Annotated in this window: 17 protein-coding genes; 8 read left to right on the forward strand and 9 right to left on the reverse strand. The window is 63.6% G+C overall.

Annotation, left to right across the window (positions count from 1 at the left end; genetic code table 11):
* Positions 1-82 precede the first annotated feature (82 nt).
* Positions 83-1,162: an isocitrate/isopropylmalate dehydrogenase family protein gene (locus BRA471DRAFT_RS12675; RefSeq protein WP_007607703.1), complete on the forward strand. Its 1,080-nt coding sequence runs from the start codon at positions 83-85 to the stop codon at positions 1,160-1,162.
* Positions 1,163-1,195: 33 nt separating this feature from the next.
* On the opposite strand, the gene BRA471DRAFT_RS12680 is transcribed toward BRA471DRAFT_RS12675, so the two are convergent.
* The 5 genes from BRA471DRAFT_RS12680 to BRA471DRAFT_RS12700 form a co-directional block, all read right to left on the reverse strand.
* Positions 1,196-1,480 carry a hypothetical protein gene (locus BRA471DRAFT_RS12680; RefSeq protein WP_007607704.1) on the reverse strand — a complete coding sequence of 95 codons (285 nt, stop codon included), beginning with the start codon at positions 1,478-1,480 and terminating at the stop codon, positions 1,196-1,198.
* A gap of 144 nt (positions 1,481-1,624) precedes the next feature.
* Complete coding sequence (locus BRA471DRAFT_RS12685) at positions 1,625-2,446, reverse strand: enoyl-CoA hydratase (protein WP_007607706.1); 822 nt, start codon at positions 2,444-2,446, stop codon at positions 1,625-1,627.
* Positions 2,447-2,557: 111 nt separating this feature from the next.
* Positions 2,558-3,907 (reverse strand): murein L,D-transpeptidase, encoded by a 1,350-nt coding sequence (locus BRA471DRAFT_RS12690; RefSeq protein WP_007607708.1) that lies wholly within the window; start codon positions 3,905-3,907, stop codon positions 2,558-2,560.
* A gap of 371 nt (positions 3,908-4,278) precedes the next feature.
* Positions 4,279-4,650, reverse strand: coding sequence for a helix-turn-helix domain-containing protein (locus BRA471DRAFT_RS12695; protein WP_026233304.1), 372 nt, complete (start codon positions 4,648-4,650; stop codon positions 4,279-4,281).
* A 29-nt stretch (positions 4,651-4,679) separates the two neighbouring features.
* Complete coding sequence (locus BRA471DRAFT_RS12700) at positions 4,680-5,726, reverse strand: LysR family transcriptional regulator (protein ID WP_007607709.1); 1,047 nt, start codon at positions 5,724-5,726, stop codon at positions 4,680-4,682.
* A gap of 527 nt (positions 5,727-6,253) precedes the next feature.
* Between BRA471DRAFT_RS12700 and BRA471DRAFT_RS12710 the strand changes: the two genes are divergently transcribed.
* On the forward strand, positions 6,254-6,520 hold the full coding sequence (locus BRA471DRAFT_RS12710; RefSeq protein WP_007607710.1) for a hypothetical protein: 267 nt from the start codon (positions 6,254-6,256) through the stop codon (positions 6,518-6,520).
* A gap of 206 nt (positions 6,521-6,726) precedes the next feature.
* Positions 6,727-7,458 carry a cytochrome c biogenesis CcdA family protein gene (locus BRA471DRAFT_RS12715; protein WP_007607713.1) on the forward strand — a complete coding sequence of 244 codons (732 nt, stop codon included), beginning with the start codon at positions 6,727-6,729 and terminating at the stop codon, positions 7,456-7,458.
* Here BRA471DRAFT_RS12715 and BRA471DRAFT_RS12720 read toward each other — a convergent pair.
* The 3 genes from BRA471DRAFT_RS12720 to BRA471DRAFT_RS12730 form a co-directional block, all read right to left on the reverse strand.
* Positions 7,455-8,591 carry a mandelate racemase/muconate lactonizing enzyme family protein gene (locus BRA471DRAFT_RS12720; RefSeq protein ID WP_007607715.1) on the reverse strand — a complete coding sequence of 379 codons (1,137 nt, stop codon included), beginning with the start codon at positions 8,589-8,591 and terminating at the stop codon, positions 7,455-7,457. The two genes, BRA471DRAFT_RS12715 and BRA471DRAFT_RS12720, sit on opposite strands and share 4 nt — an antisense overlap.
* Before the next feature lie 13 nt (positions 8,592-8,604).
* Positions 8,605-10,062, reverse strand: a complete 1,458-nt coding sequence (locus tag BRA471DRAFT_RS12725; RefSeq protein WP_007607717.1) for a sensor histidine kinase — start codon at positions 10,060-10,062, stop codon at positions 8,605-8,607.
* Between the two features lie 347 nt (positions 10,063-10,409).
* Positions 10,410-10,754, reverse strand: coding sequence for a DUF1236 domain-containing protein (locus BRA471DRAFT_RS12730; protein ID WP_007607721.1), 345 nt, complete (start codon positions 10,752-10,754; stop codon positions 10,410-10,412).
* A gap of 138 nt (positions 10,755-10,892) precedes the next feature.
* On the opposite strand from BRA471DRAFT_RS12730, the gene BRA471DRAFT_RS12735 reads away from it, so the two are divergent.
* From BRA471DRAFT_RS12735 to BRA471DRAFT_RS12750, 4 genes are all read left to right on the forward strand, one after another.
* On the forward strand, positions 10,893-11,126 hold the full coding sequence (locus BRA471DRAFT_RS12735) for a hypothetical protein (RefSeq protein ID WP_007607722.1): 234 nt from the start codon (positions 10,893-10,895) through the stop codon (positions 11,124-11,126).
* A gap of 378 nt (positions 11,127-11,504) precedes the next feature.
* A complete protein-coding gene (locus BRA471DRAFT_RS12740; protein ID WP_007607724.1) occupies positions 11,505-12,503 on the forward strand; it encodes a TRAP transporter substrate-binding protein in 999 nt (332 codons plus the stop codon).
* Positions 12,504-12,587: 84 nt separating this feature from the next.
* Positions 12,588-13,103, forward strand: a complete 516-nt coding sequence (locus BRA471DRAFT_RS12745; RefSeq protein WP_007607725.1) for a TRAP transporter small permease — start codon at positions 12,588-12,590, stop codon at positions 13,101-13,103.
* Entirely contained in the window at positions 13,100-14,419 is a 1,320-nt protein-coding gene (locus BRA471DRAFT_RS12750; RefSeq protein ID WP_007607727.1) for a TRAP transporter large permease, read from the forward strand. The genes BRA471DRAFT_RS12745 and BRA471DRAFT_RS12750 overlap by 4 nt, the downstream gene beginning before the upstream one ends.
* A 49-nt stretch (positions 14,420-14,468) precedes the next feature.
* On the opposite strand, the gene BRA471DRAFT_RS12755 is transcribed toward BRA471DRAFT_RS12750, so the two are convergent.
* Positions 14,469-15,743 (reverse strand): serine hydrolase, encoded by a 1,275-nt coding sequence (locus BRA471DRAFT_RS12755; RefSeq protein WP_007607728.1) that lies wholly within the window; start codon positions 15,741-15,743, stop codon positions 14,469-14,471.
* Between the two features lie 171 nt (positions 15,744-15,914).
* Between BRA471DRAFT_RS12755 and BRA471DRAFT_RS12760 the strand changes: the two genes are divergently transcribed.
* Complete coding sequence (locus BRA471DRAFT_RS12760) at positions 15,915-16,832, forward strand: intradiol ring-cleavage dioxygenase (protein WP_007607730.1); 918 nt, start codon at positions 15,915-15,917, stop codon at positions 16,830-16,832.
* Positions 16,833-16,837 lie beyond the last annotated feature (5 nt).

A 16,837-nucleotide genomic window follows, 5' to 3' on the forward strand; every position in this document is an offset into this window, starting at 1 on the left:
TCCCTCCGCGGACACAGTCTGGATTGCTTCGTCGCAAGAGCTCCTCGCAATGACGAGTCTCTCTCCTTCATTCGGAAACCCGATGTCCGCAAATAACGCCTTCCACATTGCCGTGCTCGCCGGTGACGGCATCGGTCCCGAAGTCATGGCGCCGGCCATCGAAGTCCTGCGCAAGATCGAGACGAAATCCGGCTTGAGCTTCCGCTTCACCGAGGCGGCGGCGGGCGCCAATCATTATCTCGCCACCGGCAAGTCGATGCCCGACACCACCATCAAGCTGTGCGAGGAGGCGGACGCGATCCTGCTCGGCGCCTGCGGCCTGCCGTCGGTGCGTTATCCCGACAACACCGAGATCGCGCCGCAGATCCAGTTGCGCTTCATCTTCGATCTCTATGCCGGTGTGCGCCCGGCGCGTCTCATTCCGGGCGTGCCGAGCCCGATCGTCGGCGCCGACCAGCGCGGCATCGATCTCGTCGTGATCAGGGAGTCCACCGAAGGCCTGTTCGCCTCGATGGGCAAGGGCGTCGTCACCCATGAGGAGGCGCGCGAGACCATGGTGATCACGCGCAAGACGTCCGAGCGCCTGTTCGAGTTCTCGTTTCGCCTCGCCGAGCGGCGCAAGGCGCGCGGCAAGCCCGGGGCGCTGGCCTGCGTCGACAAGGCGAACGTGTTCAAGGCCTTTGCGTTCTTCCGCGGCATCTTCGACGAGATCGCCAAGCGTCATCCGGAGGTGAAGACCGACCGGCTCTATGTCGATGCCTGTTCGGCGATGCTGGTGAAGCGTCCCTGGGATTTCGACGTGATGGTAATGGAGAACATGTTCGGCGACATCGTTTCCGACATCACCGCGAGCCTGATCGGCGGCCTCGGCATGGCGCCGTCGGCCGACATCGGCGACAAGTACGCCGTGTTCCAGCCGTGCCACGGCACCGCGCCCGACATCATGGGGCAGGGAAAGGCCAATCCCACCGGCATGATCCTGTCGGCTGCAATGATGCTGGACTGGCTCGCCGACAAGCACGGCGTCGAGGGCGCGGCCGAGGCCGGCGAGCAAATCGAGCGCGCCGTGGACAAGGTCTACGCCGGCGGCCTCAAGCCGATGGAGTTCGGCGGCAGTAATGGCACGGCCGACATCACGAAGGCGGTGCTCGCGGCGCTGTAGTTAAGGAAGAGGGGCCTCGCGGCCCCCTGTAGTTCACCAGCGACGCCAGTGGTGGCGGTGGCCCCAGCCCCACGGACGTGGGCCGTAGAAGCGTCGCGGGCCGCCGTAATAGCCGTAGGCGCCATAATAGTTCGGACGCCGGAAGCAGCGACCCCAGGGGTTGCAGACCCAGCGCACCTGGTCGACGTCGGCTGCCGGGCCGCTCGCGATACGGTCGGCCTGCGGAATGCCATTCGGCATCGCCGCCAGCGCCTGTCCTGACATGAGCGCTGCGCCGCCCAGGGCAGCCAGACCAACAACAGCAAATTTGAGTTTCATCGCAATCTCCCTCGTTTGATGGCGAGAGAACTTCCAGCAAATCAGCTGGTTGCTATGGTGTTGCAGCGGCGTGGGAATTTAATCTTCCTGAATGCATGTTCACGTTGCCTGCCGTCGTCGCTGCGCGTCGTGGCAATAACGGAATCACCATCCCTGGAACTGCGGCTTGCGCTTCTCCATGAAGGCCTGCCGGCCCTCGCGAAAGTCGGCGCTGTCCATGCAGGCCGTGCCGACGGCCCTGATTGCCTCCATGTCGCGCGCGCTTTCGTCCTTCAGCACCTGAGCAATGGTGAGCTTGGCGGCCTTGATCGCGAGTGGCGCATTTTGCGAGATCGTTTCGGCGATGCCCATGGTCTCGCCCCAGAGCTGATCCTCCGGAACCACGCGCTCGACCAACCCGATGCGCAGCGCTTCGGTGGAATCGATGTGCATGCCCGTGTACATCAGGAGCCGTGCCCAGGACGGTCCGACCAGCGACACCAGGTGCTTCAATCCATCATAACCGTAGGCGATGCCGAGCTTCGCCGCGGGAATGCCGAACTGGCTGCCATGGGAGGCGATGCGGATGTCGGCGAGCATCGCCACCTGCATGCCGCCGCCGAGACAAAAGCCCTGGATGCAGGCAATGGTCGGCTTGGGATAATCGGCGAGCAGCGCGCGCTGGGCGGCGCTGCGTTTGCCATATTCCTCGGAAGCGGCGGCGTTATGCCGAGTCTTCTCGAACTGGCTGATGTCGGCGCCCGATACGAACGCCTTGCCGCCGGCGCCGCGCAGGATGACGACGCGCACGGCAGCGTCGTCGCGCAAGGCCGTCAGCGCCTCGCCAAATCCCTCCCACATCTCCAGCGACATCGCGTTGCGCTTGTCGGGATTGTTGAAGGTGATCACGCCGACGCCACCGGCTGTGTGCTTGAGGATTTTGCCGTCGGCGTAGGGAATTTCGGTTGTGCTTGATATGTCGGACATCGCGCTCGCTTTCGTTGGCGAGGTGCAATGTTCGTCCGGGGCGAGGCCTGGGTCAACCGCGGCAGCGGAGGTGGCTTTGCAGTCGCCTGTGCCGCGATTGCATGGCGCGGTCTATCTCGTCATGTGCGCGGTCAGCGGATGGCTGCCGGCATTGCTGAAGAAGGCCGCCTCTTCGGCGGTCGCCTCCAGCAGCTGCTCGTCCTGGTTATAGACGTCGTTGCGGAACTGGACGGTCTGGTCCCTGGTCATCCACGCCGTGAGATAGATCCAGGCCACCGGCACTTTCTTCACCATGGCGACGTCGAGATGCTGGCCGCTGGCGATTTCCGCGTCGATCGCGGCGCGGCTCCATTTCGGCTGGTCCTTCAACAGCCATGCGGCGAGATCGCGCACATTGTCGACGCGCGAGCAGCCATGAGAATCGAAGCGGTAGTCATCGCTGAACAGATTGCGCTGGTTGGTGTCGTGCATGTAGACCGAGTAGGAATTCGGCATGTCGATCTTGACCGCGCCGAGCGCGTTGAACGTGCCGTTGTGCTGGCGCACGGTAAAATTCGGCGTATGCGTGCCCGACCAGTCGACCGAATTCGGGTCGATCGGATTGTCGTGGGCGTCGAGCACCTCCATGTGCATGCGCGACAGATAGGTGGGATCCTTGCGCATATGCGCGGAGATCTCGGTCTTGGCGATCGAGGAGGGCACCGTCCAGGTCGGATTGAGGACGACGCTGCTGATCTGGGCCGTGAGCGTCGGCGAGGGCTTTTCGGTCTTGCCGACGATCACGCGATAACGCCTTACCACGACGTCGTTCTCGACCGCTTCGGCGAAGGCGGCGGGGATGTTGACGACGACATAGCGCTGGCCGAAGCCGAAATTCATGTTCTCGAGCCGCTGCAGCGAAGCCTCCAGCTGCCGGATGCGCTTCTGCACCGGCACGTTCATCGCCGCGATCGTGCGCGGCGTCATCGTTCCGGTCGGCGCGAGGCCGTGGCGGGCCTGGAAGCGTTTCACGGCGTCGGCGAGATCCTGGTCGAAGGCGCCGCTCGCCTTGTCGGCGGAAAGATCGCCGGAGACGACCAGCCGCTTGCGCAGGAGATCGTCATTGGCGCCCTGGGCGCCGGGCGCGAATTTGGCGTCTGCCGGGATCGCCGGCCAGCCGCCGCGCACTGCCAGATCGGAATAGCTCAGCGCCGCATCCTTGATGCGATGGGCGGATCCTTCGTCATAGGTCGGCTCATGCGTCAGCGCGAGCGCCGCGGCCGAACGGCTCTCTGCCGTCGAAGCGGATGCCGGCGCGGCAGTTTTCGGTGGGGCTGCGTGGGCCGGATTGGCGGTGGCCGGCACCGTGCCAGCCGCAGTCGCCGGCTTGGGCCCGGCCTGTCCAATGGTCTCGGTCTGAGCAAGCGCAGAGGCACTCGCAAGCATGCCGACGGCAATGATCATCGCATGGCGTTTCGACATGTGTCCCATCTTCCCATGAGAGCGAGGCCCGGACGAGCGATCGCATCGGAAATTCCCGGTTCGTCGTGCTGATTCGAGAAATCGGCGGGAGGCTAGCACCTCCCGGTTGCGGTCCCCTTAAGCACGGCGCATCGCGAGCCCGGACGTCGGACGGCGGTCTCTGGATTGGGTCGCGACAGCGGCGGAATGGGTTCGCGAAAACTGCGGGCGACAGCGGGAAAAATGGTCAACAAAAAGGGGCGGTCATGCCGCCCCGAGAAGTCCGCGCGAGCGCGGGCCGGATAGATCTCGTCCGGGTCTCGTCCAATCCAGCCGCGCCCCGTGACGCGGCGGATTGAACATCGGGCGGAAAGGCGCGAACGCCGATCGGCTCAGGCTTCGTTCGCCGCGATCGATTCCATCAGCGAAACGAGCTGACGCTGCACCGTCTGGTCCTTGATCTTGCTGTAGGCGCGCAGCAGGCGGAGGCTGAAGGCCGAGTCCAGGAAGAGCAGGCTCTCGACTTCGCGCGCCTTGTTGTCGCCGTCATAGAAGAAGGTCACGGGCACATCGAGGGCGGTGGCGATCTGCTGAAGCCGGGCCGCGCCGACGCGATTGACGCCCTTCTCGTACTTCTGGACCTGCTGGAAACTGACGCCGAGCTTCTCGCCGAGCTCGGCCTGCGAGACCTTCATCTCGACGCGCCGCAGACGGATTCGCTTGCCCAGCTCAATGTCCGGCTTGCCGGCACTGCGCTGCTTCATTCTCTTCGCCGCTGTCTTCATCTTTTTTCTCATCGGTCTTCGGTTGAAAACCCCCCGAAGAGCTGGGTCAGGGGTTCGCCCATATACTCGTCCTTGAATTCATGCGGGTGCACGAACTCTTCCTTAAACCACGGGAAGCGCGCCGGATTGAAGGCTTCGATCAGCCAGTCAATCATGTGCCGCACGCGCGGAATCCGGCCGCTACTGGGATGGTAGGACAACCAGATATCCAGCGGTCTGTTCAGCTCGACCTCCAGTGGAATCAACTTCCCGCCAAGCGCAATGGCGTAGCTCGGGAATACGCCGATTCCGGCGCCATTCGCGACCGCCCAGTAGTTGGCGCTCGAGACGTTGGTCTTCATGACCAGAAGGTCACGTTCCGGAACGCCGGGGAAGAAGCTCTCGAAAGTTTGCTTGGCGGCGAGCTGGTCGGCGAACTGCAGCACCAGGCGGTGCTTGATCAACTCCATCGCCGAGCGCGGCGCGCCATATTTCGAAATGTATTTCTCGGAGGCCCAGAACATCAGATGCATGCGGCCGAGCCGCACCAGCTTGACGTCGAGCGCGGAGGGCCGCGACAGGTGAATGGCGACGTCGGCCTCGTGGCGGGAGACGTCGGCCGAGCGCATCGCGCAGTGCAGGTCGACCAGGATCTTCGGATAGGTCTGCTGGAATTCGACCAGCCGGGGGGCGAGCCAGAATGTGCCCAGTCCCTCGGTGACGGCGACGCGGACCTCGCCGGACAGGGCGTTCGCCGTCGAATCGCTGGTGCGCAGCACGTCGAACGCGGCCGCCTCCATTTGCTCGACGGCGGAGACCACCAGCGCGCCTTCGTCGGTCAAACGGGTGCCGTGGACGTCGCGGGTGAACAGGGTGGTGCCAGTCTGGCGTTCGAAATCATCGATCCGGCGGCGGACGGCGTTGATCGACAGCGACAGGCGCTCGGCCGCCGAGCGGAAACTTCCGCATCGGACGACTTCCAGGAAAATGCGCGCCGCATCCCAGTCCGACAGGCCGCTGATGTTTGTCTTTGGGCGTTCCTCCAGTGGAACGCCCCTTTCCGCCAAGGAGTGCATACAAGTCCCTTCGGGTCGCTAAACTGGCAGAATCTGGGGCAAACCACAACCACGGCGGGTTGGGGAACGACGAGTTTTGAACGTCATCCTTACTACGCCGCAGGTGGTATTCTGGTGCTCCAGGGCCGGGAACAAGGGTTGGAATCGGGCAAACCATCGCCCGTATGAGGGGTGTGGCGTGAGTTCCGTTGTGAGCCGCGACAGGGCTGCGGGATCGTCGGCATTGTCCGCAATGAACGTCCTTGCGCGAGAGCCGGTGCCTTCCGCGATGGATCAATTGCAGCACGCCAGGCGTTTTACGACTGAGGGTTTTACGATCGAGGGCTTTACGATCGAGGGCGTTACGACTGAGCGTTTCGACGGCCGGCGGCGCGACGCAATACGCGCCGGAACCGCGGTTTCAAGGCAGAAACACACTGAAATCATATTCGGGGGCGCAGCGGCCTCGTGTTATCCTCGACGCTCCATGGGGGCCAAAGAGGTCGTCACAACCACGTCTCACAGGCCGAATTAGCGGAAAGAACGCCGTGTCGCATTCAGACGAACAGTTGCAGTCGGTGCTGGAAACGCTCGAAGAGTGCCGCAGGGTGCTCAACGAGAGCAACAGCCGTGAGTCGGCCGAGCTGCTGTCCATCGTCATCCTGGACGTGCGGATGAAGCTCAAAGGAATTGACGGTGCCGATCTCAAGGCGCTGTGCGACGAAATGCTGCGGACGGCCACGAGCGAACCGCAGCCCCCCTCCAAGCAGACGCAGGACCAGCCCCGGCGTCCGCTGCTCCGCGTGGTGAAGTAGCCGCGCCGCCGAGTTTCGCTTTTTGGCGAGATTTGTGCGTGTCCCGATGCCGCATCTGTGATTGCAGACGGCATCGGGAGGAGCCCTGGTTTTGCGCGCCTCTGTTGCGCATTCGCTGGCATCGGCTACACCAGAGCCGGTTCGGCTCCGGGCCGCGCGCATTCCCCGCGCGCCGCACCGGCGCCTGAGATGGCTCCGACTGCATCATGCAAAATGTTTCGATCCCGGCGGCGCTGATTGCCGGCCTTGTCAGCTTCCTCTCCCCTTGCGTCCTGCCGCTGGTTCCGCCCTACCTGATCTATCTGACGGGCGCGACGATCGAGCATGTCGAAAGCAACGAGCCCGCATCAGCCTCCAAACGCGCGATCATGATGTCGGCGCTCCTGTTCGTGCTCGGCTTCTCCACGGTGTTCGTGGCGCTCGGCGCCAGCGCCTCGCTGATCGGCGGGCTGATCCGCGCCTGGTCGGCCGAACTCTCGATCCTCGCCGGCATCGTCATCATCGTCATGGGCCTGCACTTCCTCGGCCTGACGCGTATCGGCTTCTTGATGCGCGAGGGACGCTTGACCGCGCCCAAGCCCGTCGGCCTCTGGGGTGCTTATGTGATGGGGCTCGCCTTTGCCTTTGGCTGGACGCCCTGCATCGGCCCGATCCTCGCCGCGATCCTCTCGGTCGCCGCCGCCGAAGCGACGGTGACGAAGGGCGCCGGCCTGCTCGCGGTCTATTCGGCCGGCCTCGGCATCCCCTTCCTGATCGCCGCCCTCATGATCGAGCAGTTTTCCACCCTGTTCGCGCGCATGAAGGGCCATCTCGTCAATGTCGAGCGCGCCATGGGCGTGTTGATGGTGATCACCGGCATTGGATTCCTCACCGGCGCGGTCTCGAATGTGAGCATCTGGCTGCTGGAGACGTTTCCGGCGCTGCAGACGTTCGGTTAGGCGTCCGCCGCAAAGCGCGCCAGCGCGGCGCGGTCGATCTCGATGCCGAGGCCTGGCCCCTCGGGCACCTGCACGACGCCCTTCGCGTGCTCGATCGGCTCCTTTAAAATCGCCTGCCGGATCGGATGTTCGGTGCGGTCGAATTCAAGCATCGGCTCGAGCGGTGACAGCGAAGTCGGCGTGTGCGAGGGCAGCACGGCGAGAAGCTGGAGCGAGGCGGCGACCGCGATGCCGGTGCCCCAGACGTGCGGATTGTAGCGGATGCCGAACGCCTCGCTCATGTCGGCGATCTTCTTGCATTCACTCAAACCACCTGCCGCGCAGGTGTCGGGCTGGGCGATGTCGATCGCGCGAGAAGCGAAGAGGTCGCGGAAGCCGAAGCGGGTGAATTCGCATTCGCCGCCGGCGATGGGGATCGAGAGCGCCGACCGCACCGCGCGATAGCCTGCAACATCCTCCGGCGGCACCGGCTCCTCGAACCATCCGATGTCATGGCGTTCGATCATGCGGCCGAGCCGGATCGCCGCGACCGAATCGTAGGCGTGGTTCGCATCGACCATCAGCGCAACATCGGGGCCGATCGCCTCGCGCACCGCGCGGGTGATCGCGGCATCCTCCGCGATGCCGAAACCGACCTTCAGCTTCACGGCGCGGAATCCTTCGGCGGCATAGCCCGCCGCTTCCTCCGGCAGATAGGTCAGCGGATCGCCTGACTTGCGCCGGTAGAGACCGGTCGCATAGGCCGCAACCTGCTTGCGCGCGGCGCCGCCGAGAAGCTGATGCACGGGCACGCCAAAATGCCTGCCCTTGATGTCCCATAGCGCGATGTCGATGCCGCTCATCCCCTGGATCACGACGCCCTTCTGGCCGTGATCCCGCAGGCGCGCGTAGACCATCTGCCACAGCACGTCGGTGCGCAACGGATCCTCGCCGATCAGCCATGGTTCGATGTTGCGAACCACCGCCGCCGTCATGCGTGCCGGACCGTAGCATTCGCCCCAGCCGACAAGACCGTCGTCAGTCTCGATCTCGACCAGCATCGCGGTGCGCGTGTCGTACCAGGCGCGCGAATAGGCGAAGGGCTGCGACAGCTTTGCTTCGAGAATGTGCGTGCGAACCCTTGTGATCTTCATTGCCAGCCTCCGTTCATCGCGCCTCGTCCAGCGCGCAAATCACCGTGCAGACCACGCCGCGGGGCAGGAAGTCGACCGTTGCCTCGCCGCCGAGCTGGTCACGCGCGCTACGCTCGATCAGGCGCGAGCCGAAGCCGCGTTGCACCGGCGCCGTTACCGGCGGTCCGCCGATCTCGGTCCAGATCAGGCGCAGCCGCGGCTTCGGCGCCTCGGCAAGGACCTCCCACTCCAGCGTCACTCGGCCGGTCTCGTTGGACAGCGCGCCGTATTTCGCGGCGTTGGTGGCGATCTCGTGCACGATCATCGACAGCACCACGGCGAGCCGCGGCGACAGCGGCACCGCGGGGCCGGCCATGCGGATGCGCTCGGGATTGTTCAGCAGGAACGGTTGTAGAGCACGTGTGATCACGTCCCGCAGCTCGGAGCCTGCCCATTTCTCCTGGCTGAGCAAATTATGAGCCTCGGCCAGCGCGCCGAGCCGGCCCTCGAATTTCGTCCGCTCGTCCCGGCTGGCGCTGCGGAAGGTCTGCACTGCGATCGCCTGCATCAAGGCGAGCGTGTTCTTGACGCGATGGTTGAGCTCGTCGATCAGGAGATCGTGCAGCATCTCGCCGCGCGCGATCGTGGTCGCCATCCTGACCGCGAAGGTCAGGCCGGTCAGCAGCAGGATGCCCCCGATCAGGCTGGTGATCGCGATGTTGCGCCAGAGCGGCGCGATCAGCGAGCTCTCGGCGACGCCGGCCACGATGGTCCAGCCGGTCAGCCGCGACCTCGTATAGACGGTGGACAACGCAACACCGTCGAGCGAAACCGTCGAGAGTGCGGCTTCCTGCGTGCGCAACATACTCTCATACAGCGTGCCGGTAGCCCGTTTGCCGAAGATCTCCGTAGGTTTCGGCGTGCGCGCGAACACGAAAGCCTTGGTGTCGAGCAGGGAAACCGTCCAGTCCCGGTCGGGCCGCTGCTTCTCGACCAGGTCCTGAAAGATGCTGATCGGCGGACTGAAGCAGAGGTCGTAGATCACTTCGCCGTCGCGGAGCACCGGAACCTCGACCGTAAGCACTGGCCGGCCGTTGATCGCGCCGGTGAACAGGTCGGAATATTGCGGCGACCTGGTCGCAAACACCTTCTCGATGATCTCGAGATGACCGCGGGGCGGCAGGCTCGCGGTGTCCTCGGTCGCAGAGGAAAACAACAGCCGGCCCTTGCGATCGGAGATCAGCACGAGGCCACCCTTGCCGTACTGGTCGACGAAGCCGAGCGCGATGCGGCGGAAGCTCTGGAAGTCGTCGTTGCGCAGCGAATTCGTCAGCGCAAGCACCTGCAAGCCGCCGGTCATCCGCTGCACCTCGGAATCCAGCACGAGGCGCATGCTGCGCACGTTCTCCAGCACGCGGCGGGTCGCATCGTTGCGGTCCTGCTTGTAATTGTAGACCGCAATACCGACCGCGAAGACGATCAGCGGCAACATCGTTCCCGTGACCAGAAGAGCGAGCCGGACCGGCAAAGTGAGCTTTGACAAACGCGGGCGTCCCGGTTCCAGCGCAGAGGAGCGCCGGATTTATGGTTTTGGGAGACCATAAGGGCGGGATTTGCGCTGCGCCATAATTTTTCGCGTCCGGACGAGCCGCCCAGGGACAAGGTTTTGCAGCGCAGTCCGCGGCTGCGCCTCAGCTCATGCTGATTGCGGTCAGCAGCAGGCACATGGCGTAGACGGCAGCCAGGCTGAGCCCGGCGATCCGGGCCTCTCGATACGATTTCATTACTTCAACTCCCGGAGAGGGCGGCCGCCTTCAAGGCGGCCCCCTTACACCTGGATCAATCAATTTCCTGAACGACGGTGCGCGAGCCGGGATCGACGAGCATCACGTGATCGCCGGAGTAGACGTAGCGATACTTGGTCAGCGACGGACCCCAGTCTGCGGGAACGGCCTCGAGTTCGACGTCGCTCGGCACGGCCGCACCGACAACGATCTTTTCCTTGGTCGTCACCGGACGGACGCGGTGCTCGGTGACGTAGGATTTGATCTTGGTTCGGTACTGCGGCTCGATCTGAACGGCCGCCGCGTGGCCCGTCCCGGTCGTCGTCACGACGGTCGATTGCGCGAAAGCACCGGTCGAAATCAGGACCGCGGCGGCGGAAAGCAGGAACAACTTCTTCATCTCGTTCTCCTCGTTCGAATATGCGCCGCAACAACCCCTCATCGCCGACAGCGTTCCCGGCGCAGGGAACTAATTGCCGCTTTTTCCCGTTTATAGCTCACCGAGTTGAACGGCTCGGGCTCTGGAGGAGGACGACAAATGAAGTTGAAGATAGTAACTGCAGCACTGATGCTTGCCGCAATATCCCTGCCGGCGTTCGCGGCCGACGAGTTCTACGTCGTGCAAGACGTCAAAACCAAGAAGTGCACGATCGTGGACAAGAAGCCGACGGACACGTCCATGACCGTCGTCAGCCCGTCGGGCACGATCTACAAGTCGCGCACCGAGGCTGAAAGCGGCATGAAGACCGTCAAGGTCTGCACGTCCAACTGAGGAGGATGACAAATGCCAGTTCTGATTCTCTGGGCCGTGCCGGCCGTGCTGGTGATCGGCGGCGGCATCTATCTGATCGGCCATTTGCATTAAAGCACAGTGGAAGGCGAGCGGGTCTGTGCGTGCAGCGCACAGGTCCGCAAGCCGTCTGCTCCGAGAGGAGGAGGGCGCCCCTCGGCCTGCCACGCATCGGCAGGAGCGCAAGTTGCAGTGCAGCAGTTCGCGAAAAGGGTGGCCCTGCGACGAAGAGGACCCTCCGCGCACGCGAAATGACTTCCGTCGCGCCGACGTTTTCCATACGCTTCCCTCTCGCAAGCCGCATACCGGCTGCGCTCACGGCCCGGCGACAGGGCCGGAGCAACAAAGGGAGGGGAGACGATGAAGCGAAGGTCATTTCTCGCTGGGATCGGTGCGACCACTGCAGCGGCTGCGATCGGCATGCCGTCGATCATCAGGGCACAGTCGCCGATCACGCTGAACGGCGCGGTCCAGTTCAACGACGACCACGCCTTCAACCGGGCACTGCTCCGGTTCGAAGAGCTGGTGAAGAAGTATTACGGCAAGCCCGTCAACTTCACACTGCACAGGAATTCCTCGCTTGGCCTCGAAAAGCAGTATTTCGAGTACATGTCGCAGGGCAAAGCCGTCGACTACGGCATCGTCTCGCCGGCTCACATGTCGACCTTCGCCAAGGCGGCCCCGTTCATCGACGCGCCCTTCGTGTTCAAGGGCATCGAACACATGAACAAGGTCGTCGAAGCCAATATCCTGGCGCCGATCGCCGACGAAGTTGCGGCCAAGGCCGAGGTCGTTCTGATCGGCTATTCCGGTGGTGGCATCCGCAACATTTTTGCCAACAAGCCGCTCAAGACTCTCGCCGACCTGAAGGGACTCAAGGTGCGCGTACAAGGCGCGCCGATCTGGTCGAAGACCTTTGCGGCCGTGGGCATGAGCCCGACGGTGATCGCCTATAACGAAATCTACAACGCGATCCAGAACGGCGTGATAGCGGCCGGGGAGAACGAGGCGGCCGGCGTCGAGGCGATGAAGTTCTACGAAGTGGCTCCGCATCTCAACCTGACCCAGCACGCCGTGTCGATACGGCCGATCTGCTTCTCGGTGAAGACGTTGAAGACCTTGCCCAAGGACTTGCAGGACGCGATCATGAAAGCCGGCAAGGAAGCCGGCGACTATGGTCGTCAACTGGAGTCGAGCGAGGAGGTCGTCAAGCTCGACACGCTGGAGAAGGCCGGCAAGCTCAAGCGCGTTCCCTTCGAAGAGCGCGACGCCATGAAGAAGCTCGCCGATCCCGTGATGGCCACCTACGCCAAGGAAATCGGCGCGGAAGGCATTTTCGAGAAGATCAACGTCGTCTGAGAACTGTCGCCGCCCACGCGACAGGACGTCGGGGCAAGCCAGACGGCTTGCCCCATTGCATGATTGTGATCCTCCGGAGTCGTAATGACCGAAATATCGATGCCACCGAACCCGTCGCCATGGCGCCGAGCAACGGCGGCCTATGCAAAACTGCTGGAAATCCTGCTCGCCGCCTCTGTCGGCCTTCTGGTCATTCCGGTCACGTTGCAGATCATCTCGCGCTACACGCCTTTGATTCCGTCCTACATCTGGACCGAGGAGATGGCGCGGTTCATGTTTATCTGGACGATCATGATCGGCGCCATGGTCGGCATCAGAGAGTCGCAGCATTTTGAAGTCGACGTCTGGCCTGACCTGTCACGCCGAAGCGAGGCCATGGTGCGGATTCTCGCGCGGCTCGGCGTGCTGGCGCTGGCGCTGGTGTTCGTATCCGCCGGCATCGAGTTTACCCGTTTTGCCTGGAATAGAACCTCGGAGCTGGCCGATCTGCCGCTTTGGCTGATCCACGTCGCCTGGCCGGTTGCCGGCGCGACCTGGATCGTGTTCGCCGGTGAACAGATTGTCGACGAGGCGCGGATTCTGGTTGGGGCAAATCAATGAGCGGCAATGTTCTCTCTGCCGGACAGGCCGCAATGGTCCTGTTCGGTACTTTCGTTGGCCTGCTCATCATACGCGTGCCGGTCGCGTTCGCGCTTGGCCTTGCCTGCGTGCCGATCCTGCTGATCGAGCCGCATCTGTCGCTGATGACGCTCGCGCAGGAAACCTTCAACGCCTACAATTCGTTCATTCTGCTGGCGGTGCCGTTCTTCCTGCTCACCGCCAATCTGATGAGCATCGGCGGCATCACCGACCGGCTGGTGGCGCTGTCCCGCTCAATGGTCGGGCACTGGCCGGGGTCGCTGGCGCAGATCAACGTGGTGCTGTCGGTGTTCTTTGCCGGCATCTCCGGCTCCTCCACCGCGGACGCGGCGAGCCAGTCCAAGATCTTCATCGATGCCCAAACCAAGGAGGGTTACGACCTCTCGTTCTCCATCGCCATCACCGCGGTCTCGGCCGTGCTCGCCGTCATCATCCCGCCCTCGATCCTGATGATCGTGTGGGGCGGACTGATCTCGACCTCGATCGCCGCGATGTATCTCGCGGGCATCGTGCCGGGATTGCTGATCGCCGGCGCGCAGATGGCGACCGTGCATGTCTACGCGACGCGTCGCGGTTATCCGACCTATCCGAAGGACACCTGGAGGGAGATGTGCTGCGCCATCTGGCGCTCGATACCGGCGCTGCTGACGCCGTTCATCATCGTCGGCGGCATCCTGCTGGGGTGGTTCACCGCGACCGAATCCGCCTGCGTCGCGGTGCTTTATTCCGTCGCGCTGTCGACGTTCTTCTACCGTGAAACCGGCGCGCGCGAACTCTACAAGGCTTTGCTCGACACCGGGCGCCTGGCCGGCGTCGCGCTGTTCTGCGTGGGCACCGCGAGCGCGTTCGGCTGGCTGCTGGCTTACTACAGGATTCCGCAGGAACTGCTGGCCAACGTCTCGACCTGGGGCATGGGCGCGATCGGGGCCGGCTTCTTCATCGCGCTCTGCTTTCTGGTGGTGGGCTGCTTCCTCGACGCCATTCCGGCGATCATCATCGTCGGCACCGTTCTCGAACCCCTGGCGAAATCAGTCGACCTCCATCCGGTCCAGTTCGCGATCATCTCCATCATATCGCTGGCCTTCGGGTTGGTGACGCCCCCTTATGGCCTGTGCTTGATGATCGCCTGCTCGATCGCGGGGGTGCGGCTGCGCTATGCCCTGAAGGACACGGTGATCATGCTGATTCCGATGCTGCTCGTGCTGGCGGCCGTCATCGTCTGGCCGAGCGTGTCGCTGTTCCTGCCGCGTCTGATCGTGCCGGAGATGTTGAAATGAGCAGGGGTTGATCCCGCGGCTCTGATGCCGCGGGATCGGTCCAATTTTCCTACAGATTGCTCTCGGTGATCGCGGCGTAGACCATGCTGCGCAGCTCGCGCCGGAGCGGGTAGGCGCTCGACGGCAGCACCTGCGTCATGAAGATGGTGATCAGCTCTTCGGCCGGGTCGATCCAGAACGACGTCGTGGCCGCGCCGCCCCAATTGTATTCACCGGGGCTGCCGGCGACCAGTGTCTCGGCCGGGCGCATGGTCACGGCGAAGCCGAGGCCGAAGCCAATGCCGTTATAGGTCGCTTCGGAGAACAGCGAGCGCGACACCTCGGGGAGGAAGCGACCGCCCGGAATGTGGTTGGTCGTCATCAGCGCCAGCGTCTTCGGCCCGATCAACCTGACGCCGCCGAGTTCGCCGCCATTGAGCAGCGCACGGCAGAAGGTGAGATAGTCGGCCGTCGTCGAGCACAGCCCGCCGCCACCCGAGATCAAGGACGGCGGCGACAGGAACGAGCTCTTGGCTGGATCGTCCTGCAGGGTCAGGCCCTCGCGCCGCTGGCCGGCATGGAAGGTCATGCCGCCACCCGGGTCGGCCGAGTAACAGGCGGCGAACCGGTGGGCCTTGGAAGCCGGCACGTGGAAATCAGTGTCGGTCATGCCGAGTGGATCGAGGATGCGTTGTTTCAGGAACTGCTCGAAGGGTATGCCGGAAATTTTGCCGACGAGATAGCCGAGCACGTCGGTCGAGACGGAGTAGTTCCAGGCCTCGCCCGGCGAGAATTCCAGCGGAATTTTTGCGAGGCTCTCGATCATGGTCTGGAGCGTGCCTGATTTCTCGACCTCGCCGATCTTTTCAGCGCGGTAGGCGGCATCGACGTTCGAGCGCTGCTGGAAGCCATAGGTGAGGCCGGACGTGTGGCGCAGCAGGTCGACGATCAGCATCGGCCGCGTCGGCGGACGGGTCAGGAAGGAAGGCGCGGTGCCGGCGACGAACACGCCGAGATCCCTCCATTCCGGAATGTACTTGGCGACGGGTTCATCGATCGCGACGAGGCCCTGCTCGACCAGCATCATGAAGGCGACGCTGGTGAGCGGCTTGGTCATGGAATAGATGCGGTAGATGGTGTCGTCCTTGACGGGCAGCTTGCGCTCGACGTCGGCAAAACCCTGCACCGAGCTGTGGGCGATCTTGCCACGGCGATAGACCAGGAGATGCGTGCCCGGGAAGCGACCGGCATCGATGTACCGGCTCTTCAGATGCGCATCGACGCGGTCGAGCGCGGCCTTGGACATGCCAACGGATTCGGGCGAGGCGGGGGTGGGGGCGAGCATCAGTTCCTCCGGGCAGTTTTGTCCGACGTTGATAGCCGATATGGCGGTCTCATTCCAAGCCGGTCGCGCTTAACGCCGGCCGGCTGTTTGGTGTAGGCTTCACCTTGGAACGCCTCCAAGCAGCCCAAAAGATCCCCAACGGGCCAACGAGAAAACGCAGGCAAACGCACCATGACCCAGTTCAACGAGACCGAACTCACCGAAGCCGTCGTCCGGAGCTTTGACCGGACACCCGACCCGCGCGCGAAATTCCTGCTCCAGGAATTGGTGAAGTCGCTGCACGATTACGTGAGCAAGACCGGCCTCACCTTCGGGGAGTGGGAATACGCCATCGATTTCCTGACCCGCACCGGCCAGAAATGCACGGATACCCGGCAGGAATTCATCCTGCTGTCCGACGTGCTCGGCGTCTCCATGCTGGTCGACGCGGTCAACCATCGCGAGCGCGAGGGTGCCACCCAGACCACCGTGCTTGGGCCGTTCTATGTCGGCGAGCACAAGGTGACGGCGCACGGCACCGACATCTCTCCGAACAATCAAACCGGCGAACGGATGTTCGTGCAGAGCCGTGTCACCGATCTCAAGGGCGAGCCGCTCGCGAATGTCCCCGTCGACGTCTGGCATGCCGACGATGACGGCTTCTACGACTCGCAGAAGCCGAACTATGACGAGGTCGGCGCCTCGGCGCGGGCGCGCTTCATCACCGACAGCGACGGCCGCTTCTTCTTCCGCACCATCTTGCCATGCAGCTACCCGATCCCGACCGACGGCCCGGTCGGCGAGATGATCGTGCAGACCAACCGCCACCCGATGCGCCCGGCGCATGTGCACTTCCTGGTCAATGCCAAGGGCTACGAGCCGCTGATTACCCACGTCTTCATGGACGGCGACAAATATCTGGATTCCGACGTGGTATTCGGCGTGAAGGATGACCTCGTCGCCAAGGTCGAGCCGCGCAACGACCTTGAGATGCCCGACGGCACCAAGGCGAACGGGCAGTGGCACCTGATGACCTATGAATTCCACCTCAAGCCCGGCGGCGGCATGGCGCCGAAGCCGCTGGGAACCAAGGCTGAGGAGCCCGCCTGACCGTC

Origin of the sequence: Bradyrhizobium sp. WSM471, from assembly GCF_000244915.1 — a bacterium.
Taxonomy (GTDB): domain Bacteria; phylum Pseudomonadota; class Alphaproteobacteria; order Rhizobiales; family Xanthobacteraceae; genus Bradyrhizobium.